Below are 18,457 nucleotides of genomic sequence, written 5' to 3'. Positions count from 1 at the left end.
GGAGCGACGTCTCTCCGCTGCCCTCCCCCGAGAGACGCGCTCTCCCACGGTCCGGCCGCTCCTCGAGCGGATGCACACACTCCGCTCGTCGCGCGATCGAATCTCTCCAAGAATGTTTGCCCGGCTCCGCGCGGCTGAACAAGGCAGCGGAGGTGCAGTGACCTCGGGCGTCCGCCGATCTACTGGAGCACTCCCGCCGCGCGGAGCGACTCCGCGATCGCCGGCTCGATGATGTCGGTGTAACGCGGTGCCGCATGGAGGCGGTCGCCCTTGGTGGGCGTGGTGTCGACGTAGGCAGGGCACAGCGCCTCGGTGCAGAACCACGGAGCGGAATCGATGACGACGCCTCCGATGGTCGCGGAGACCGTGCCGTCGGCAGCGAAGTACTTCTCATGGGAGTCGGTGATCTCGCCGACGCAGTCCGTCGGCGTCGACACCGCGGTGAAGCACTGACCGACGTTGACGTCCGCTGGCGGTGGTGCAAGGAACACGACCTTGCCGGCAGAGGCGCTGAACCTCTCGACGGACGTCTGGAGACTCGCTATCCACTCCGGGCCAGTGAGGGGGCCGTCGGCGCCGATCGGAGTGTGCTGCTGATAGGCGTTCGTCACGAAGACGAGTTCGGGACTCTGCGCAGTGATCGCGTCGACCGCGTCCTGCTTCCGGGTGGGGCAGAAGTCGGCGACGCTCGCGTTGTTGATGACGGTGTCGGAGTACTCGCAGCCGTTCATGGCGAATCCCTGGACGCGATAGCCGGCCTGGTTGAGAATGGCGCGGAGTGCCGCAGTGTAGGCGACCGCCGTGGAATCCCCGACAATGACCGCCAGCTTGTCCCCGTCCCCCCAGGTGCAGTCGCTTCCAGTGATGCGGATGGTGTCCGCACACTCCTCGATCTCGGCTGGCCAGCCTCCCTGGCTGAAGGAGTCCTCGAAACCCTCCGGCCAGGCCGTGGACTGCAGCGCCGAGGTGATCCTCGCGGTGAGTTCGGTCTGTGCAGGCCCGACGGTGGGCGAGGCGGGGTCGGCGACGTCTGCACCGACAGGCGCTGGCGCGCTCGTCGATACGGGCAGCGCTGCTGCAGCTGCCTCCGGTGCGCCGTAGACGACGCGGTTCGCGGTGTCTGCGGGAACGATCAGCGTGAAGGCGAGGAGCGCGGCGGTCGTGACACCCAGTGCGCCGAGACCGAACCACCGCGCGATCTTGAGCATGGAGAGCTGCTCACCCCACCATGTGCGCCAGGCATCGTCTCTCTGCCAACGGCTCTCGTGACGATCCAGCAAAGGTGAGCGGTGAACCGGCTTCTCGAACAGGTGGTACGCGAGTGCTGCGATTCCGAACCCCACGACGAGGACGCCGATGTAGCCGCCGCTGCCGGCATTGGGGAAGAGCGCGGCGCCGAAGACGACCGCGGGGAAATGCCAGAGGTACAGGCTGTAAGAGATGTCGCCGACGTACTTCGCGACGGGATTCGCGATCGGAGCGAGGAATCGAGCCTGCTCCCCGATGCCGGACGCGAGGACGAGGACTGTCGCGAGAACAGGGAGGATCGCGCCGGGGGCCGGGAAGGGCACGGCGTCGTCGACGAGGAACAGCGAGGCGCTCATCCCGATCAGACCGCTCCACGCGAGAAGGATCCGGAGGGGCTGGCGCATCCTGAGGAAGAGCGGCGCAGCGACCGCGAGCAACGCCCCCGCGCCGAGTTCCCACGCACGGGTGAGCGTCGAGAAGTAAGCGACCGTCGGCCCGGTCGTGCTCTGCACGAGCGCCCAGCTGAGTGAACCGAGCACGATCAGGAGCATGGCCGCGCCCGCGGTCAGTCGGAGGCTTCGGTCGGTATGAGCACCTCGCTGACGAGCGTAGATCCAGAGGATGGCGAGGAGGAGCCAGGGCCAGACGAAGTAGAACTGCTCCTCGACGGAGAGCGACCAGAAGTGCTGCAGAGGAGAGACCGCTTGTCCCTGCGCGAAGTAGTCGGTGCCCTCGGCTGCGAACCGCCAGTTCGCAGAGAACAGGAACGCCCATACCGCATCCCACGTGATCGCGCTCGCTCGGCTCGAGAGGAGCAGCGCGTGGGAGAGGAGGACGGTCACGAGGAGGACCAGGGTCGCGGCGGGGATGATCCGCTTGATCCGGGCCTTGTAGAAGCCCCAGAAGGAGATCGTCCCCGTGGCGCCGTACTCGCGCAGGAGCAGTCCGGTGATCAGGAAACCCGATATGACGAAGAATATGTCGACCCCGACGAATCCGCCCGCCGGCCACCCGAGTAGATGCTCGAGGAACACGGCGAGGACGGCGAACGCTCGCAGTCCTTGGATGTCGGTTCGTCGTCGGGCGGTCGTCGGTCGTGTGGTGCTCGCGACTGCGGTCGTCGTCATGCCGTCCCCCTCGTGAATCGGGCACAGGCTATCCGAGGCGTGTCGCGGCCCCGGGCTGTTCACCGTCTGCCGGGAACTACTGGCGCAGAAACACTGCTCGTGGCCGCTCACGACCGCGTGGCGCCGCGCGGAACCGGGCGCGATGGGCGTTGTCCGCGCTGGACAGGCCCCGGATTTCACCCCCGCGACGACGCGTGCAGCGGCTCCGCAGGATCAGTCCGGTCGCCTCGCTGGCCGCAGTGACGACGAGCGTCTTCTCGCAGCACCTCTCAGTCGCGGACGGGCTGCCTTCTCGTCGAGTCCGAGAACCGCGACGGCCGCGGAGAGGGCGTTCTGGCAAGCGTCCCGGGACAACCGCGGCTCAGCGGCTGTGCCCTAGATCCAGGTGATGTCCGCGTCGGTGTCGGCGAGCCAGGTGTCGACGTACTTGTGCAGCTTCCCGATCCTGTTGTCGCGAACCTTCACGGGCCGGCCGAGCTGCAGCGCGATCAGCATGCCGTGGAGGCGGTCGGTGACGACGGTCTCGCCCTGGGCGAGGAGCGCGAGACCGGTGGCGAGTCGTCGCCTCGAGCGCGGCTCCCACAGCGCGTTCGCGGTGGGGACGACGGACCGGAGGAAGGGCAGCTCCTTCGTGCGGTGGGTGAGCCAGGCGGTCGCGCGCGTGATCGGCTGATCTTGCGGCCAGTCGATCCCCTCGCCGAGGCCTCCGGCGGACTCCGGGTCGCGGCGGATGAGGCGCACTTCCTTCCGTGTCGGATCGGGCGCGGGAACGGGGCCGAGGAGGTGCACGGCGTCCGGCGAGAGGACCAGCTGCTCGACGTCGTCCTTGAGGTCGTCGAAGGAGTCGTGGTCGCGAACAGCGATGCGCAGCTGCTCCCGGGGAGCCATGCGGCGGAGGAACTCGTCGCGGTCGGAAGGCGATGCCCAGTGGATCGACTGCGGGCCTTGAATGAGCAGCGTCTCCGTGGGGAGGCGCTCGGCGAGGCTGTAGCGGTGCTCGCCGTGCTCCTTGTAGAGGCCGCCGAAGTTCCCGCCGCCGTTGATGTAGACCGCCGCCCCGGTCGCGGAGTAGAGCCTCGGCGGCATCGTGTGGAACGAGGACGTCGAGAGGATGTCGATCTGTCGTCCGTGCCAGTAGACGTACTGACCTTGAGCGATCGCGGAGTCGCCGATGTTCGCGTAGTCGGGGAAGTCGGTGAAGTGCAGCTTCGAGACACCGGCGTGAAGCTGGTGGAACGCGAGCTCGGTGCGCTCGAGCATGGTCGGCGCGTAGACGGAAGAGGTCACGGCGTCTCCAAAAGGCGTCAGTGGCGGTCGCCTCACGGTACTCTGCCCTCGGCATTCGGGGGTTCGCTTGCCCCCTGAAGAGGCGTCCCGATGAGGGGTGAGCTGAAACCGCGATCGCTCCGCGTCTGGTCAGGACCACGGAAGGCGACGGCGCAACTGCAGTGGAAGCCGCCCCTGATCGGACGGAGAGTCGTTCCGGCCAGGTGAGTGTCGAGCGGCGACGTCCGGGCGTTCCTCGAAGGTCTCGGATCGTTCTCGGACGGAGCCGGGCACCTCGGCGACGACGTGCCCCCGGCAGGAATCGAACCTGCGACCAAGAGATTAGAAGGCTCCTGCTCTATCCGCTGAGCTACGGGGGCGTCCGTCGTCCAGAGTACCGGGAGAGGGTCGTGGGGCCGGAACCGACGCGGAGCCGAGACCCGGTCGTCAGCCCTGGACGAGCCCGACCACGCCGACGACCAGCGAGACGGCCGCGAGCAGCAGCGAGATCCCGATCAGGATCGAGTGCACCCGGAGGAAGGTCGTCGCGCGCCCGTCAGCATCGCGGGCTCGGGGGTCCTTCCGCACGCGACGGAGGAAAGGCGGCCAGACCACCGCGTTCCAGACGGCGTTGGCGATCAGCATCCAGCAGACGAGGGTCATCACGGAGAACGAGTGTACGAGGCCCGGCCCAGCCGCCCGCGGCGCGTCGGTGGCCGCGGATAGACTGCCCCGCATGAGTAGCGCCCCCGACCGTCTTGTCTGGATCGACTGCGAGATGACGGGACTCGACCTCTCGGTCGACGAGCTCGTCGAGATCGCCGTCGTGGTCACGGACTTCGATCTCGAGCCCCTCGACGAGGGCCTCTCGATCGTCATCAAGCCCGACGCATCGGCGCTCGAGCACATGGGCGACTTCGTCCGCACGATGCACGAGACCTCGGGGCTGCTGGAGGAGATCCCCTCCGGAGTCAGCGTCGCGGAGGCCGAGTACCAGGTCCTCGAGTACGTGCTGAAGCACGTTCCGAGCGAGCAGCACGCCCCCCTCGCCGGCAACACGATCGGCACCGACCGCGCCTTCCTCGCCAAGTTCATGCCCCGCCTCGACGGGCACCTGCACTACCGCAACGTCGACGTCTCCTCCATCAAGGAGCTCGCGCGGCGCTGGTACCCGCGCATCTACTTCAACGCCCCTGCCAAGCACGGCGGGCACCGCGCCCTCGCCGACATCCTCGAGAGCATCCGCGAGCTCCGGTACTACCGCCGTGCCGCGTTCGTCGCCGAGCCGGGCCCGTCGACCGCTGACGTCCAGGCCGTGTCGGCCGCCGTCGTGGACGAGTTCGCCTCGCGGATGTAGTAGTCTCGTACAGTTGCTTCGGGAGGGTCACCCTCTCGGAACACCGTCCTGGTGGGTATAGCTCAGTTGGCAGAGCGCCTGGTTGTGGTCTAGGAGGTCGCGGGTTCGAGCCCCGTTACTCACCCCAGGAGGGCCCGGAGTCGTCACGACTCCGGGCCCTTTCCCATACTGGAGGCGACGATGCTCGAACTGGACGAAGCGGCATTCGAACGACTCGTGGTCGCCGAGCTCGACGAGCTCCCCGACGACATGGTCGACGGCCTCGACAACGTGGTGTTCGTGGTCGAGGACCGTCCCGAGGACGGCTCCCTGGATCTGCTCGGCGTCTACGACGGAGTGGCGCTCACCGAGCGGGAGCGCTACGGCTTCGGCGAGATGCCCGACCGCATCGTGCTGTTCCGCGAGCCCCACCTCGCCGCCTGCGAGACGCTCGACGAGCTGCGGGACGAGATCCACGTGACCCTCGTGCACGAGATCGCGCACTTCTACGGGATCGACGACGACCGGCTGCACGAGCTCGGCTGGGCCTGAGCCGTAGTCAGGAGCCGGTGTCGAGCACGACGTCGGCGCCCTCGCAGGGCCGCTCGCGCAGCCGGTAGCGCCGGAACTGCTCGTCCCACTCGTCCCAGTGCGACTCGAAGAGCGCGCCGTCCCGGGCGAGCGCACGCCGTCGCCTCTCGACGTCACCCGTCTCGATCCAGATCGTGAGATCCGCCACCGCTCGGCCCGCGGCCGTCGCGGCACCGCAGCCCTCCACGACGAGCAGGGGGCAGCGCACGACGACGGGACCCGCGGACGTCCCGCTCGCCCAGTTCCAGGGCCGCCAGCGGCCGGTCCCGTGCAGGGCGTGCGGGCGCACGAGTTCCCGGGCGACCTCCGTGGCTGCACGGTCCAGGCCCGACCAACCCGGATACAGATCGTCCATCCGCACGAGGACGGCCTCGGGCGCACCGGCGATCGCGCTCACGCGGGCGAGCAAGTCCACCGCGAAGGTCGACTTGCCCGATCCGCTCGGACCGTCGACGAGCACGGTCCGGGCGCGTCGCTCGACGATGCGGCGGGCCAGCACTCGAGTGACCCGGGGAGTCAGGGTCTCAGCCACGCAGAACGAAGCTCCAGGTGCCGGCGAGCACGGCGGCGCTGACGGCGATGCCCGCGATCGCGGCGCCTCCCAGCACGAGGAGGGCGTCGCCGCCGCCGAAGCGGGACACCCGCGCCCAGGTCCGCGGCGTGTCCGCTCCGAACCCCTTCGCCTCCATCGCGGTGGCGAGTCGGCTCCCCCGCCGGATGGCGAGCACCAGCAGGGAGAACGTGCGACCCGCGAGGCTGCGGAGAGCCTGGACCGGGCCGCGGCCGTCGGCCACGCCGCGGGCACGCCGCGCCATGGACAGCGTCCGCCAGTCGTCGACGAGCAGGCCCACGAGACGCATGCCGGCGAGACCGCCCAGGACGAACCTCGACGGCAGGCGCAGGATCTGCGCGAGTCCGTCGGCGAGGTCGGTCGGGTCGGTGGTCGCGATCAGCACGACACTCGGGAGGCCGATGGCCAGCACGCGGAGGGTGATCGCACCACCCAGCGCGACGGAGCCGTCGGTGACGCTGACGAAGAGGAACTCGGCGAGCACCGCCCCGCTGTCGCGTCCGTAGAGGACGGTGGTCATCCCGGCCAGCGGAGCGGCGATCAGCACGGGAGCCGTGCGGCGGAGCAGGTCGCCGAGTCGCAGCCCCGCGAAGGGCAGCACGAGCAGTTCGAGGGCGAGCGCCGTCGCCGCCGAGACCGCATCGAGGGTGAGGACCAGGACGATCGCGATCAGGAGGCTCGCGAGCAGCTTCGCCACCGGATTCGCCCGGGCGATCCTTCCGCGGGCGGGCAGGGCGTCGAGGAGGGTCATCGCCGCACCTCCTGAGCAGCGCCCAGCGGCAGGACCGCATCGGCGAGCGCGTCGACGAGGTGCTCGTCGTGCGTGACGGTGAGGATCGCACGCCCGTCCGCCCGCAGCTCGGCCAGCAGGTCGACGACCACGTCCCAGGTGCGACGGTCCTGGCCGAAGGTCGGCTCGTCGAGCACGACGACCGACGGCCGGCGCACCAGAGCGGAGGCGACGGCGAGGCGCCGCTTCTCCCCGCCGGACAGCGTGAACGGATTGGCGTCGGCGAGGGAGTACAACCCGAGCCGCTCGAGCATCGCGTCGGCGCGGGAGCGCTCCGCCCCGTCGCGGGCACCGAGGTGCAACTCCTGCCGCACGCGTGCCGTGAGGAACTGGTGCTCCGGCTCCTGGAAGACCATCGCGACCCGGTCCGCGAGCTCCCTCGAGCGCCAGCGGTGCGGATGCGGGGACGCCCCGGCCCGGACCTCGTCCGAGGCGATGACCTGCCCCGCCGCCGGATCCAGGAGCCCGGCCAGAGTCAGCGCGAGGGTCGACTTGCCCGCTCCGTTCGGCCCGAGGACGGCGGTGACGCGGCCCTGCCCGATCTCGACGTCCAGTCCCTCCGCGACGCGGGGCGGGCGGCGGACTCCGAAGAGCGGCCGCGCGATGGCCAGATCCACGGTGCGCAGCGCGGGAGGCGCGGCGCCGTCCGGTCCCGGGCGGCGTGCGGGGCGCTCCCCCGGCAGCCACACGCCGGCAGCCTCGAGGACCGCGCGGGTCTCCTCGAGCACGGTCGACGGCGCACCGTCGGCGATCACGGCTCCGTCCGAGCCGAGCACGACGATCCGATCGACGAGATCGACCCAGACGTCGACCCGGTGCTCGACGACGACGAGGGTCGCTCCGGTGCGCGCCGTGCTGCGCTGAACGGCGTCGCGCACCTCGCGGACCCCGTCGGGGTCGAGGTTCGCGGTCGGCTCGTCCAGCAGCAGGAGTCGTGGGCGCATCGCCAGCACGCCCGCGAGCGCGAGCCTCTGCTTCTGACCACCCGAGAGCGCCGATGTCGACCGATCCAGCGCGACATCCAGCCCGACGTCGTCGAGCGCCTGCCGCACCCGCTCCGGGATCTCGCCCGCCGGGACACCGAGGTTCTCGCAGGCGAAGCCCACGTCGTCGCCCACGCGGGCGAGCACCGCCTGCGTGTCCGGATCCTGGAGCACGAGGCCCGCGACTCCGCGACGACGGACCGGTGCGTCCCCGTCCAGGACGAGCGCGCCGGTCGACGCGCCGTCCTCCTCGCCGCCGAGGACTCCGGCGAGAGCGTGCAGGAGAGTGCTCTTGCCCGCGCCCGAGGGTCCGAGCAGGAGCACCCGCTCCCCGGCTGCAATCTCGAGATCGAGCCCGGTGACCGCGGAACGGGAGCGCCCTGCGTGCCGCCAACTCCATCCGCGAGCGGAGACCGCCGCGCCGCTCATCGGGCGCCCGCGGCCGCTCCGTCGATCACCCGGCCCTCGCGTCCCGAGGCGAAGCGGTCGAGCGCTCCGGAGGCGGCCAGTCCGCGGACCGCGAGCCACGGGAGCAGGCCCGCGAGAAGGATGCCGGAGACGATCGAGGACACGATGTAGACCGTGGCGAAGAGCCCGTCGACTCCGACGTACCAGAGGAGCAGATCGTTGATCGCGAGCGCGAGCCCGGCCCCCGCTCCGGCGAGCAGAGCGACGATCGGGCGGCCGCTGCGGTAGAGGAACAGGGCCAGGATCAGCTCGGCACCCAGACCCTGCACGAGCCCGGAGAGCAGGACCAGATAGCCCCACTGGGTGCCGATGAGCGCGGAGACGACCGCGGCGAGCAGCTCGGTGTAGAGCGCGGCACCGGGCTTGCGGATGATGAGACCGCCGAGGACGCCGGCGAAGAGCCAGCCGCCGCCGAGGATCCCGCCGAGCCCGGGGAGGAACTCGAACGCGAGGCCGAGGACGTTCGTCGCCAGGCCCCAGGCCCAGAAGACGATGCCGCTCGCGACGGCGACGACGCTCGCCACGACGATGTCGACCACGCGCCAGCGCAGATCGCGGCGCGGAGCGGTGCGGGCGAAGGGGGTGGTGGTGTTCTGCACTGACGTGCCCTTTCGTGGAAGCGAATGGAGGGCACGGGTAGTAAGAGGAGATCGAAACGTTCCTTCGCTGGCATGACCCAGATCAGGTTCGACGGTCGAAGGCTGAAAGCCTTCCTCTCAGTCCGGTGCACCGGACTCCCGTGTTCGTCAGCAATCATAGACAGCATGCTGTGGTCGGTGGTCGTCGTTCTCGCCGTCCTGCTACTCCTGCTGCTGCAGGTGCTCATCCATCAGCGGCGACGACGCCTCCGCCGCGAGCTGCTGGCACAGGGCAGGCGGGTCCGCGGGCGCGTGATCGCGGACGACCCGGGAGCGCGGGCCGGGCGTCTGCTCGTCGCCTACCGGCTCGAGAACGGCGAGGAGCGGCGCGCTCTGAAGACGCCGCAGCGTCGAGGGGACGCGTGGATGGCGGGCGAGCCCGTCGTCGTCGTGTACGACCCGCGTCGCCCGACCGACGCGGAGCGACTCGTCGTCGGATTCGGCCGCACCAAGACGACCTGGTTCACCGCGCGCCCGATCCGGACGCGCTGAGCGCCCCTACTTCTTCAGGGCCCGCACGATGCGCGCGAGCGCCTTGCCGGTCACCCACACGAACGGGATGCCGACGGCGAGCACCGACACGATGTTGGGCTGGAAGCGCAGGCCGAGATCGTCCTTGATGTAGGCGCCGATCGGCACGACAGCCCCGCCGCCGCCACCACCGCCGCCCTCCTGACCGTCCTCGGATCCGCTGCCCCCGCCGAAGCCGAACCAGCGGAGGGCGACCGGGACCATCGTGGCGCCGTCGACGCTCACGGGCTCCCCGTAGATCGTCGCGGTACCCGCGGAGGTGACTTTGTCGGCCAGGGACACGGCGATGTTGGGCATGCCCGAACGCTACTCCGCGGCTCTCAGCGGCGACAACCGCCGCGCGGGCGCGCACAGCACTCCCCCATCCCGGTGGAGGGAGCCGATGCGATGATCGAGGATGCCTTTTCGCCCCCGCCGTCGACACCCGGTCCGCTCGACCGCGGTCGCGGTGGCGAGCGCGGGGCTGGCCGCGTTCCTCGCCTTCCATCGCGTGCTCCCGGAGGCGGCGGGCTGGCTGTCGGTCGTCGAGACCGCGATCCCGTGGTCCGGACTCGCGGTGCTCCTGCTCGTCGCGTCGGCCGTCGCCCTGCGCTCGCGCGGCGCCGGTGCCGCCGCGACGGTGCTCGCGATGGTCTACGGGGTCCTCGTCCTGCCCGTCGCGATGCCTGCTCCCGCTGTGCGCTCCGGTTCGTTCACGGTCGTCAGCCAGAACATCGGCGGCAGCGGCGAGGCCGGCGCCGTCGCGGCGGAGCTCGCCTCCGCCGAGCCCGACGTGATCGCGTTGCAGGAGCTGACCGCCGATGCGCGCGACGCGGTCGATGACGAGCTGTCGGCGGCCTACCCGCACTCCTACGTCGTCGGGACAGTGGGCGTCTGGAGTCGAGAGGTGCTCTCGAACGGCGAGGCGCTGGATCTGGGGCTCGGCTGGGACCGCGCGCTCGCGGTCGACATCGGCACGACGCTGGGCACGACCCGGCTCTTCGTCGTGCACCTGGCGTCGTTCCGGCTGGGCGACCACGAGGAGCGCGACGCGACACTCGCCGGTCTGGCCGAGACCCTCGCGGCAGACGAGTCCGCGAGGACGCTCGTCGTGGGCGATTTCAACACGGCGACCGACGACCATCTGCTGGCTCCGGTGCTCGAGCAGGCCGGGCTCGTGCGCACCTCGGGCATCGGCTTCCCTGCCACGTGGCCGTCGCTCCTCCCCCTGGTCGGCCTCGACCACGCCCTCGCCGATGGCGTGCCTGCGGCGACGGTCGAGGTCCTGCCACCCAACGGATCGGACCACCGGCCCGTCAGTCTGACGATCGGCTCCGCGTAGCGAGCGTGTCGCTGAGGTCGATGCCCTTCGCCGACTCCGGGGCCGAGCGCGCCAGCAGCGACGCGGGTCGGACGGCCCCCGTGCCGAAGCGCGCCGCGACCCCGTCGACCGCCAGCTCGGCGTCGCGCCAGTCGTCGGAGTCGTTCCAGAGCGAGAAGGCGACCTCGTCTCCGTCGACGAGCTGCTCGCCGCGCACGCCGATGAGGCGCACGGGTCGGCGCATCGGGTTCGCCGCCTCCAGCAGTGCCGACGAGGCCTCGTAGAGCACGCGCGCCACGTCCGTCGCCTCGGGCAGGGTCCGCGAGCGGGTCAGGGTGCTGAAATCGCCGAAGCGCACCTTGACCGCCACTGTGCGGCAGCGCACTCCTCCGCGGCGCAGGCGCACCGCGACCTTGTCGCACAGCCGCAGCAGCTCGCGGCGGACCAGCTCGGGGTCGGCGACGTCGTCGGCGAAGGTGATCTCGTGGCCCGCGCTCTTCTCGACGACGCGGGTGTCGACGGGGCGCGGATCCACTCCGTTCGACAGGGCGTGCAGGCGACGGCCGGTCGCCTCGCCGAGCGAGGAGATCAGCACGGCGAGCGGGGTCGCGGCGACGTCGGCGACGGTGGTCAGTCCGCGGCGCAGCAGCGCCTCCTCCGTGCTCGCTCCGACGCCCCAGAGTGCGCTCACGGGCAGCGGATCGAGGAACTCGCGGACGCCGTCGGACGGCACGACGAGCAGGCCGTCGGGTTTCGAGCGTCCGGAGGCGAGCTTGGCGACGAACTTCGTGCTGGCGATCCCGACGGAGCAGGTCAGACCGAGCTCGGAGTGGACGCGCTCGCGGATCGCGGTGCCGATGGCGAAGGGCGAGCCCGAGAGGCGGCGCGCACCGGCCACGTCGAGGAACGCCTCGTCGATGCTGAGCCGCTCGACGAGCGGGGTGAAGGAGTCGAAGATCGCCATGACCCGCCGGGACGCCTCGCGGTAGCGGTCCATGTGCGGCTCGAGCACGACGGCCTGCGGGCAGCGGCGGAGCGCCACGGCCATGGGCATCGCCGAGTTGACCCCGTAGCGCCGGGCCTCGTAGGTCGCGGCGGTGACGACGGACCGGGATCCGATGTGCCCGACGATCACCGGGCGGCCGCGCAGGTCGGGCCGCTCGAGCAGCTCGACGGAGGCGAAGAACGCGTCCATGTCGATGTGCAGGATGCTGGCGCGGGGATCGTCGACGGGGTCGAGCGTGACCTGCCGGCCGCTTCCGTCCTGTTTGCTCACGTGCTGTCCTGCTCGCCCTCTGCCGATGCCGTCCTGCCATGCTCGCACGCACCTCCGACACGGCGCTCGGCGACGAGGGAGGTGGAGGCTCTCACCCGCTCCGGGAATGGCCCGGCGCCGAAGGGGGTTGTCCCGAGCACCGACGACGACGCTCCGGAGAAGACATGACGCACGAGCCCGCCTCCCCCACCGCCACCGAGATGAGCCGCTGGCTCGACCTGCAGCAGCGCGCGCACGCCGCCTTCGAGAGCCGCCTGGCCGCCGTCGTGGACTGGTCGGCGCCGACCCCAGACACCGAGTGGGACACGCGCGCGCTCGTCCTGCACGTCGTCCGCGAGCAGCAGCGCGCGCACACGCTGCTGTCCGGCGGCGACGAGTCCCCGATCCGCCTCGAGCCGGTCGGCAGCGATCTGCGCAGCGAGTGGAGCCGGGTCACGGCCGACACTCGCGCAGCGGCGTCCGCCGCCCGGCCGGAGGCCGTCCTGCGCCTCGGCCGCGACTCCGTCACGGCACTCGAGCTCGTCCGGGAGCAGGTGTCTGACGTCACGATCCACGCCTGGGACCTCGCGCGCGCCACCGGGAGCGACGAAGCGCTGGACGAAGAGCTCGTGGCGGCCGTGTGGGAGCTGTTCGCGCCGCAGGAGGAGACGCTGCGCGCGAGCGGGCTGTTCGCCGCTCCGGTTCCCGTCGGCGAGGACGCGCCGCTGCAGACGCGCCTGCTCGCCGTCACCGGGCGCGACGACCGCCTGGCAGCCTGAACGCCGCTCCCATGTGCCGCGGGCAGGATGGGGCCACCGCCGCTGCGGCGGAGGAAGCACCGGGGCCTCGCGCCCCGCCGAGGAGAGGAACACGCATGACACGAGTCGCCGTCATCGGAGCCCACGGCAAGGTGGGTCAGCAGATCCTGCACCTGCTCTACGACGCCGGGCACGAGTCCGTCGGAGTGATCAGGAACCCCGAGCACGCCGAGGACATCGTGCGGCTGGGCGGTGAGCCGCTCGTCCACGACCTCGAGAGCTCGAGCGCCGAGGAGTTCGCTGCGCTGCTCGAGGGCGTCGACGCCCTCGTCTTCACCGCTGGCGCCGGCCCCGACTCGGGGATCGAGCGCAAGCGGACCGTCGACCTGGGCGCCTCCGTCCTCAGCCAGGAGGCCGCGGCCGCGGCCGGCATCCGCCGCTTCGTCCAGATCAGCGCGATCGGCGTCGACGAGCCGCTGGCCGAGGACACCGAGGAGGTCTGGCGCGCCTACGTCGAGGCCAAGCGCGACGCCGACACCGCCCTGAGGAAGACCGATCTCGACTGGACCATCCTGCGTCCGGGCGGGCTCACGACCGACGAGGGCACCGGCCGCGTCGAGCTGGGCGAGAAGGTCGAGCGCGGAAGCATCCCCCGCGAGGACGTCGCGGCCGTGGTCGTCGCCGTCCTCGAGCAGCCCGCGTCCATCGGACGGACCTGGGAGCTCGTCTCGGGCGACGTTCCCGTCGAGGACGCGGTCGCCCGCGCCTGACCCCGGCGGCCGGCGCCCGCCCGAGGGGCGGCGCCGGCCCGTGCGCCTAGAGTGGTGCGGGTGAGCAGCCCCGCGCCCCGTCCCTGGATCCGCAGCTACGCACCCGGAGTGCCGGCGGAACTCGAGCCTCCCGAGGGCTCGCTCCTCGACATCGTGACGGAGTCGGCGGCGCAGTACCCCGAGAAGGTCGCGCTGGAGTTCTTCGGTCGCGCGACCAGCTATGCGCAGCTCGCGGACGACGTGGAGCGCGTGGCCGAGGGCCTGCGCAGGCTCGGCGTCCGCGAGGGCGATCCCGTAGCCCTGATCCTGCCCAACTGCCCCCAGCACGTGGTCGCCTTCTACGCCGTCCTCCGGCTGGGAGCGGTGGTCGTCGAGCACAACCCGCTCTACACGCCGCGGGAGCTGCGGCACCAGTTCGAGGACCACGGCGCGCGCGTCGCGATCGCCTGGGACCGCGTCGTGCCTCTCGTCCAGGAGCTCCCGGCCGATCTCGGGGTCGAGACCGTCGTGGCGGTCGACCTCACCCGGGCGATGCCCGCGCCGATGCGCGCGGCCCTCCGCCTGCCGATCCGGAAGGCGCGCGAGTCCCGCGCCGCCCTCACCGGGCGCGTGCGCGGCGCGATCGAGTGGGACTCGCTGCTGCGTCGCCGGATCGACCCCGCTCACCCGCGTCCGACCGCCGACGACCTGGCGGTGATCCAGTACACGAGCGGGACCACGGGCACTCCGAAGGGCGCCGAGCTCACGCACCGCAATCTGACGACGAACGCCGCGCAGTCCCGAGCCTGGGTGCCCACGGTGCGCCGCGGCGACTGCGTGGTCTACGCGGTGCTGCCGATGTTCCACGCCTACGGCCTCACCCTCTGCCTGACCTTCGCGATGAGCATGGGCGCGCGGCTGGTGCTGTTCCCGAAGTTCGATCCCGACCTCGTGCTGAAGGTCGTGCGCAAGCACCCCGCGACGTTCTTGCCGGCCGTGCCTCCGATCGCCGAGCGGCTCGCCGCGCGCGCCCGCGAGAAGGGCGTCTCGCTGCAGGGGATCGAGATCGCCATCTCCGGGGCGATGCCGCTGGACCCCGCGCTCGTCGCCCGCTTCGAGCTGGAGACGGGAGGCACCCTCGTCGAGGGCTACGGCCTGTCCGAGACCTCGCCGGTCCTGATGGCGAACCCGGTCGGCCCCACTCGGCGCGCGGGGACCGTCGGCCTGCCGCTGCCCGGCACGGACGTGCGGATCGTCGACCCGGAGGACCCCTCCGTCGACGTCGCCCTCGGCGAGCAGGGCGAGCTCGTGGTGCGAGGCCCGCAGGTGTTCCGCGGGTACCACCGGAAGCCGCAGGAGACCGCGGACTCGTTCACGACCGACGGCTGGTTCCGCACCGGCGACATCGCCACGATGGACGAGGACGGCTTCATCAGCCTCGTCGACCGCATCAAGGAGCTCATCATCACGGGCGGCTTCAACGTCGCTCCGTCCGAGGTCGAGGAGGTCCTGCGCCGCCTCCCCTCGGTCCGGGACGCGGCGGTCGTCGGCCTCCCGGACGCGCGCAGCGGCGAGATGGTCGCGGCCGCCGTCGTGCTCGAGCCCGGCGCGCACTTCGACGAGTCGGAGGCGCGCGCGCTCGTCCGCGAGGCGCTCACGCCCTACAAGGTGCCGCGCAGGATCGTCGTCATCGACGAGCTGCCGACCAACATGATCGGCAAGGTGCTGCGACGCGAGGTGAAGGCGATGCTGCTCGACGAGAGCTGAGCGCCCCGGACAGCACGGAGCCCCCGGTCCCGCTCGCGCGGGCCGGGGGCTCCGTCGTGAGGTCACATGTCGAAGCCGCCGCCGAAGTCTCCGCCTCCGAAGTCGCCTCCGAAGTCTCCGCCTCCGAAGTCCCCGCCTCCGCCGTAATCCCCTCCGCCGTAGTCGCCTCCCGCGTCCGCTCCGGCGTCACCGCCGTCGGCTCCCGCCCCGCCGTCGCCGCCCTCACCCCCGGCGTAGTCGCCACCGGCGTCCGGGAGGAAGGCACCGGCGATCGCCGAGCCGATGGCGAATCCGGCGATCGTGCCGAGCATCGACGACGCCAGGACTCCCCCGAAGCCCATCCCGCCCGCGCCGCCGCCGGCGAACCGCCGTTCCATGAAGCCCGGCTGGCGCAGCTCGCTGCGGGTCGCGGACTGCGCGAGCGCCCGGGGGTCGTCGCTCCGCGGGGCGTCGCCCACCGGCGCGCCCTCGCTCAGCTCGCGGAAGACCTGCTGGCGCTGCTCCGGAGTCAGCTGCTCGAAGGCCTCGCGGTGCACCTGCTCCAGAGCCTCGGGCGGTGCGGTGCGCAGGAGGTAGCGGTACCGCTCGATCGCGATCTCGTCCTCGCTGCGGGCGGAGCGTCCGGGCGGAGTGCCGTAGGCGGGCTGCTGCCCGTCCGGCCGGCCCGAGTCGCGTCGTGCGTTCTCGGCGGGCTCGTCGCGTCCCAGCAGTCGGTCCAGGAATCCCATGATCTCCTCCTCGGCGCCGCGCGGAAGCGGTCGCTCAGCGACACGCTAGGACGCTCGCACGCATGACTCCTGAACGTGCGCTCAGAGTGCGCTCCACACGGGAGCGCGGAGTCACCTCTGCTTCGGGATCACGATCCACAGGACGATGTAGGCGATGATCTGCGGTCCCGGCAGCAGGCACGAGAGCACGAAGAGCAGACGGACCAGGAAGGGGCTCCAGCCGAAGCGGTGGGCGAGTGCGGCGCAGACGCCGGCGATGATCGTGCCCCGACGGGGGCGAGTGAGAGTGGCCATGGATCCACTCTGTCGCAGCACTCCTGGGAGCGGCATCCGGGGAACCCCCGAGAGTGGGGGCCGGGACCCCGAGTCGGCCTAGTCCGGCAGCGCCGCGGCGGGGGATGTCGCGAAGGCGGCGGCGCGAGCGGCGGCGGCCTGCGGCCACACGACCCGGAAGCGCTCGAACACGACCTCCTCGAGCGAGGACTCCGGGTCCTCGCGCGCGAAGTAGCGTCGGTGCCCGGCCAGCCACGACTCGCGGGTGCGATCCCCCTCCCCTTCGGCCCAGGCGAACGCCACGTCGACCGAGTCGAGCGGTCCGATCCGCACCTCGTCGCTGCGCAGCACGAGCCGCGGTGCGCCGGTCCCGTCGCAGACGATCCAGTGATCGCCGGCCGCGGGAACCGGATCTTCGCCGACCAGGGACGCGGTCGCGGTCTTCACTCCGCGCGCGACCAGTGCGATCAGCTCGTCGGCCAGCTCGACGGAATCGCCGAAGGACTCGACCGGCGGCAGCGGATGCGGGCCGGAGCCCGGGTACTCGGACCAGAGCCGTCGCGCGGCGTCGAGGTCGGGCTCCGGCAGGGGGGTGCGCTGCGGCGCATCGGGCAGCACCGCGAGGATGTTCGCTCCGGCCAGAGCCGCCGGGTCCTCCGGGTGGTTGTCCGGGGTCCCGACGGAATCGAACGGCCACCGTGTCAGCAGCCAGCGGCGTGCGAACGCGTCGAACTCCTCCTCGGTGCGCGATCCGCGCAGCTCAGGGAGGACCCACCAGGACGCGGTCGCCGTGCGCCCCTCGCCGGGCACGACGCTCAACGCTCCTCGCACCGAGGTCCAGGAGTCGTCGACGAGGACGAACGCGTGCGCCCGCCCTGCGCGGGCAGCGCCCTCGACGAGCCGGAGGGCCTCGACGTCGTCGTGCGGGTCGGACCCGCTCGGGAGGAGCGCCTCGAGCCACGCACGGCGTTCGCCGATCGCCGCCCCGAGGAGGTCGGCGTCGCTCGACACCAGGGGACGGAGGAACTCCCCGCCCGGCAGATCGAGCCGCGCGGGGACGGAGTCGTCGGGCTGGTCGCTCACCGTCTCCTCCGCTCCCCGCTCACCGGCTCAGCCGGCGGCGCGCTCCAGCACGAGCTCGCGCACGCGGGCGGCGTCGGCCTGGCCCTTCATCGCCTTCATGACGGCGCCGATGACGGCACCGGCGGCCTGCACCTTGCCGTCGCGGATCTTCGCGAGGACGTCGGGCTGCGCGGCGAGGGCTGTGTCGATCGCCTCGATGAGCGCACCGTCGTCCGAGACGACCGCGAGCCCGCGGGCGTCGACGACCTCCTGCGGCGAGCCCTCACCGGCGACGACGCCCTGCAGCACCTCGCGGGCGAGCCGGTCGGTCAGGGTGCCGCTCTCGACGAGGCCGGCCAGCTCGGCGACCTGGGTCGGAGTGACCAGCGCCGCCGGGTCCTGACCGGCCGCGTTGGCCAGGCGGGCGATCTCGCCGGTCCACCACTTGCGGGCGGCCTGCGGCGTCGCTCCGGCCGAGACCGTCTCGGTGATCTCGACGAGCAGGCCGCTATTGGCGACGTCCTGGAACTCGAGGTCGGTGAAGCCCCAGTCGGCCTTCAGGCGACGGCGGCGAGCGGCGGGCTTCTCGGGGAGAGCGGCGCGCAGCTCCTCGATCAGCTCGGGCGCGGGCACCACCGGGAGCAGGTCGGGCTCGGGGAAGTAGCGGTAGTCGTCGGCGTCGCTCTTGGGGCGGCCGGCGGAGGTGCGGCCGGTGTCCTCGTGCCAGTGCCGCGTCTCCTGGGTGATCGTGCCGCCCGCGGCGAGGATCGCCGCCTGGCGCTGGATCTCGTAGCGCACCGCGCGCTCGACCGAGCGGAGGGAGTTGACGTTCTTGGTCTCGGTGCGGGTGCCGAGCTTCTCCTGACCCCAGGGGCGGAGGGAGACGTTGGCGTCGCAGCGGAGGTTGCCGCGCTCCATCTTCGCGTCCGAGATGCCGAGGGCGAGGACGATGTCCCGGATGGTCGCCACGTACGCCTTGGCGAACTCCGGCGCGTTCTTCCCGGCTCCGAAGATCG

General features: G+C 71.6%; 20 protein-coding genes, 2 tRNA genes and 1 riboswitch. Of the genes, 8 read left to right on the top strand and 14 right to left on the bottom strand.

The genetic code is table 11. The features are described 5' to 3' along the window. Positions 1-179 precede the first annotated feature (179 nt). The 4 genes from ASF46_RS07945 to ASF46_RS07930 all read right to left on the bottom strand — a co-directional run bounded on the left by ASF46_RS07945 (position 180) and on the right by ASF46_RS07930 (position 4,304). Positions 180-2,375, bottom strand: coding sequence for an acyltransferase family protein (locus tag ASF46_RS07945; protein WP_056867039.1), 2,196 nt, complete (start codon positions 2,373-2,375; stop codon positions 180-182). Between the two features lie 375 nt (positions 2,376-2,750). Next, entirely contained in the window at positions 2,751-3,662 is a 912-nt protein-coding gene (locus tag ASF46_RS07940) for a polysaccharide pyruvyl transferase family protein (protein ID WP_056867038.1), read from the bottom strand. A gap of 286 nt (positions 3,663-3,948) precedes the next feature. Beyond that, positions 3,949-4,021: transfer RNA gene (locus ASF46_RS07935), tRNA-Arg, on the bottom strand. Between the two features lie 67 nt (positions 4,022-4,088). Further along, positions 4,089-4,304 carry an SCO4848 family membrane protein gene (locus ASF46_RS07930; RefSeq protein ID WP_416351486.1) on the bottom strand — a complete coding sequence of 72 codons (216 nt, stop codon included), beginning with the start codon at positions 4,302-4,304 and terminating at the stop codon, positions 4,089-4,091. Positions 4,305-4,377: 73 nt separating this feature from the next. On the opposite strand from ASF46_RS07930, the gene orn reads away from it, so the two are divergent. The 3 genes from orn to ASF46_RS07915 all read left to right on the top strand — a co-directional run bounded on the left by orn (position 4,378) and on the right by ASF46_RS07915 (position 5,529). After that, positions 4,378-4,998: an oligoribonuclease gene (orn, locus tag ASF46_RS07925; protein WP_055792465.1), complete on the top strand. Its 621-nt coding sequence runs from the start codon at positions 4,378-4,380 to the stop codon at positions 4,996-4,998. A gap of 51 nt (positions 4,999-5,049) precedes the next feature. After that, positions 5,050-5,125 (top strand) — tRNA-His (locus ASF46_RS07920). A 53-nt stretch (positions 5,126-5,178) separates the two neighbouring features. Next, on the top strand, positions 5,179-5,529 hold the full coding sequence (locus tag ASF46_RS07915; protein ID WP_056867036.1) for a metallopeptidase family protein: 351 nt from the start codon (positions 5,179-5,181) through the stop codon (positions 5,527-5,529). A 7-nt stretch (positions 5,530-5,536) separates the two neighbouring features. Here the strand turns inward: ASF46_RS07915 and ASF46_RS07910 are convergent, their stop codons facing one another. Genes ASF46_RS07910 through ASF46_RS07895 form a run of 4 tightly spaced genes read right to left on the bottom strand, consistent with a single transcriptional unit; the run spans position 5,537 to position 8,979 of the window. Further along, a complete protein-coding gene (locus ASF46_RS07910) occupies positions 5,537-6,100 on the bottom strand; it encodes an ATP-binding protein (protein ID WP_200919671.1) in 564 nt (187 codons plus the stop codon). Then, the gene (locus tag ASF46_RS07905) at positions 6,093-6,890 is read right to left on the bottom strand and encodes an energy-coupling factor transporter transmembrane component T family protein (RefSeq protein WP_056867035.1); all 798 of its coding nucleotides are present in this window, start codon (positions 6,888-6,890) and stop codon (positions 6,093-6,095) included. Before ASF46_RS07905 ends, ASF46_RS07910 begins: the two co-directional genes overlap by 8 nt. Further along, on the bottom strand, positions 6,887-8,341 hold the full coding sequence (locus tag ASF46_RS07900) for an ABC transporter ATP-binding protein (protein ID WP_082485311.1): 1,455 nt from the start codon (positions 8,339-8,341) through the stop codon (positions 6,887-6,889). Before ASF46_RS07900 ends, ASF46_RS07905 begins: the two co-directional genes overlap by 4 nt. Next, the gene (locus tag ASF46_RS07895) at positions 8,338-8,979 is read right to left on the bottom strand and encodes an ECF transporter S component (RefSeq protein WP_056867034.1); all 642 of its coding nucleotides are present in this window, start codon (positions 8,977-8,979) and stop codon (positions 8,338-8,340) included. Before ASF46_RS07895 ends, ASF46_RS07900 begins: the two co-directional genes overlap by 4 nt. A gap of 42 nt (positions 8,980-9,021) precedes the next feature. Continuing rightward, positions 9,022-9,130: riboswitch (TPP riboswitch) on the bottom strand. 14 nt (positions 9,131-9,144) lie between these two features. On the opposite strand from ASF46_RS07895, the gene ASF46_RS07890 reads away from it, so the two are divergent. Then, positions 9,145-9,510 carry a DUF3592 domain-containing protein gene (locus ASF46_RS07890; protein WP_056867033.1) on the top strand — a complete coding sequence of 122 codons (366 nt, stop codon included), beginning with the start codon at positions 9,145-9,147 and terminating at the stop codon, positions 9,508-9,510. Positions 9,511-9,516: 6 nt separating this feature from the next. Here ASF46_RS07890 and ASF46_RS07885 read toward each other — a convergent pair whose 3' ends face one another. Beyond that, positions 9,517-9,846 (bottom strand): hypothetical protein, encoded by a 330-nt coding sequence (locus ASF46_RS07885; protein WP_055792478.1) that lies wholly within the window; start codon positions 9,844-9,846, stop codon positions 9,517-9,519. Between the two features lie 100 nt (positions 9,847-9,946). Between ASF46_RS07885 and ASF46_RS07880 the strand changes: the two genes are divergently transcribed. Then, positions 9,947-10,870: an endonuclease/exonuclease/phosphatase family protein gene (locus ASF46_RS07880; RefSeq protein ID WP_082485310.1), complete on the top strand. Its 924-nt coding sequence runs from the start codon at positions 9,947-9,949 to the stop codon at positions 10,868-10,870. Here the strand turns inward: ASF46_RS07880 and dinB are convergent. Further along, entirely contained in the window at positions 10,845-12,125 is a 1,281-nt protein-coding gene (dinB, locus tag ASF46_RS07875; protein ID WP_056867031.1) for a DNA polymerase IV, read from the bottom strand. The genes ASF46_RS07880 and dinB overlap by 26 nt on opposite strands. 164 nt (positions 12,126-12,289) lie before the next feature. On the opposite strand from dinB, the gene ASF46_RS07870 reads away from it, so the two are divergent. From ASF46_RS07870 to ASF46_RS07860, 3 genes are all read left to right on the top strand, one after another. Then, entirely contained in the window at positions 12,290-12,883 is a 594-nt protein-coding gene (locus tag ASF46_RS07870) for a TIGR03086 family metal-binding protein (protein WP_200919670.1), read from the top strand. A 95-nt stretch (positions 12,884-12,978) separates the two neighbouring features. Further along, positions 12,979-13,632, top strand: coding sequence for an SDR family oxidoreductase (locus ASF46_RS07865; RefSeq protein ID WP_056867030.1), 654 nt, complete (start codon positions 12,979-12,981; stop codon positions 13,630-13,632). A gap of 60 nt (positions 13,633-13,692) precedes the next feature. Continuing rightward, a complete protein-coding gene (locus ASF46_RS07860; protein ID WP_082485410.1) occupies positions 13,693-15,378 on the top strand; it encodes a long-chain-fatty-acid--CoA ligase in 1,686 nt (561 codons plus the stop codon). Positions 15,379-15,440: 62 nt separating this feature from the next. Here the strand turns inward: ASF46_RS07860 and ASF46_RS07855 are convergent, their stop codons facing one another. From ASF46_RS07855 to gatB, 4 genes are all read right to left on the bottom strand, one after another. Beyond that, complete coding sequence (locus ASF46_RS07855) at positions 15,441-16,106, bottom strand: hypothetical protein (RefSeq protein ID WP_056867028.1); 666 nt, start codon at positions 16,104-16,106, stop codon at positions 15,441-15,443. A 111-nt stretch (positions 16,107-16,217) separates the two neighbouring features. Continuing rightward, positions 16,218-16,400, bottom strand: a complete 183-nt coding sequence (locus ASF46_RS07850) for a PspC domain-containing protein (protein WP_056867027.1) — start codon at positions 16,398-16,400, stop codon at positions 16,218-16,220. A gap of 78 nt (positions 16,401-16,478) precedes the next feature. Continuing rightward, a complete protein-coding gene (locus ASF46_RS19715) occupies positions 16,479-17,462 on the bottom strand; it encodes an ASCH domain-containing protein (protein ID WP_235576882.1) in 984 nt (327 codons plus the stop codon). Positions 17,463-17,489: 27 nt separating this feature from the next. Continuing rightward, on the bottom strand, positions 17,490-18,457 hold a 968-nt coding region (gatB, locus tag ASF46_RS19710; protein ID WP_416351482.1), incomplete at its 5' end, for an Asp-tRNA(Asn)/Glu-tRNA(Gln) amidotransferase subunit GatB.

The sequence above is a fragment of the Rathayibacter sp. Leaf296 genome (genome assembly GCF_001423045.1).
In the GTDB taxonomy this organism is placed as follows: domain Bacteria; phylum Actinomycetota; class Actinomycetes; order Actinomycetales; family Microbacteriaceae; genus Rathayibacter; species Rathayibacter caricis.
Note: the sequence above shows the minus strand (reverse complement) of the source record. Positions and strands in the feature narration are given on the sequence as shown.

Bases quoted from the DNA above. Each gene is read 5' to 3' on its own strand.
- ASF46_RS07930 (WP_416351486.1), bottom strand. From the start codon at position 4,304: ATGACCCTCGTCTGCTGGATGCTGATCGCCAACGCCGTCTGGAACGCG.
- ASF46_RS07905 (WP_056867035.1), bottom strand. From the start codon at position 6,890: ATGACCCTCCTCGACGCCCTGCCCGCCCGCGGAAGGATCGCCCGGGCG.
- ASF46_RS07880 (WP_082485310.1), top strand. From the start codon at position 9,947: ATGCCTTTTCGCCCCCGCCGTCGACACCCGGTCCGCTCGACCGCGGTC.
- ASF46_RS07865 (WP_056867030.1), top strand. From the start codon at position 12,979: ATGACACGAGTCGCCGTCATCGGAGCCCACGGCAAGGTGGGTCAGCAG.
- ASF46_RS07890 (WP_056867033.1), top strand. From the start codon at position 9,145: ATGCTGTGGTCGGTGGTCGTCGTTCTCGCCGTCCTGCTACTCCTGCTG.
- ASF46_RS07850 (WP_056867027.1), bottom strand. From the start codon at position 16,400: ATGGCCACTCTCACTCGCCCCCGTCGGGGCACGATCATCGCCGGCGTC.
- ASF46_RS07870 (WP_200919670.1), top strand. From the start codon at position 12,290: ATGACGCACGAGCCCGCCTCCCCCACCGCCACCGAGATGAGCCGCTGG.
- ASF46_RS07945 (WP_056867039.1), bottom strand. From the start codon at position 2,375: ATGACGACGACCGCAGTCGCGAGCACCACACGACCGACGACCGCCCGA.
- ASF46_RS07915 (WP_056867036.1), top strand. From the start codon at position 5,179: ATGCTCGAACTGGACGAAGCGGCATTCGAACGACTCGTGGTCGCCGAG.
- orn (WP_055792465.1), top strand. From the start codon at position 4,378: ATGAGTAGCGCCCCCGACCGTCTTGTCTGGATCGACTGCGAGATGACG.
- ASF46_RS07900 (WP_082485311.1), bottom strand. From the start codon at position 8,341: ATGAGCGGCGCGGCGGTCTCCGCTCGCGGATGGAGTTGGCGGCACGCA.
- ASF46_RS07885 (WP_055792478.1), bottom strand. From the start codon at position 9,846: ATGCCCAACATCGCCGTGTCCCTGGCCGACAAAGTCACCTCCGCGGGT.
- ASF46_RS07855 (WP_056867028.1), bottom strand. From the start codon at position 16,106: ATGGGATTCCTGGACCGACTGCTGGGACGCGACGAGCCCGCCGAGAAC.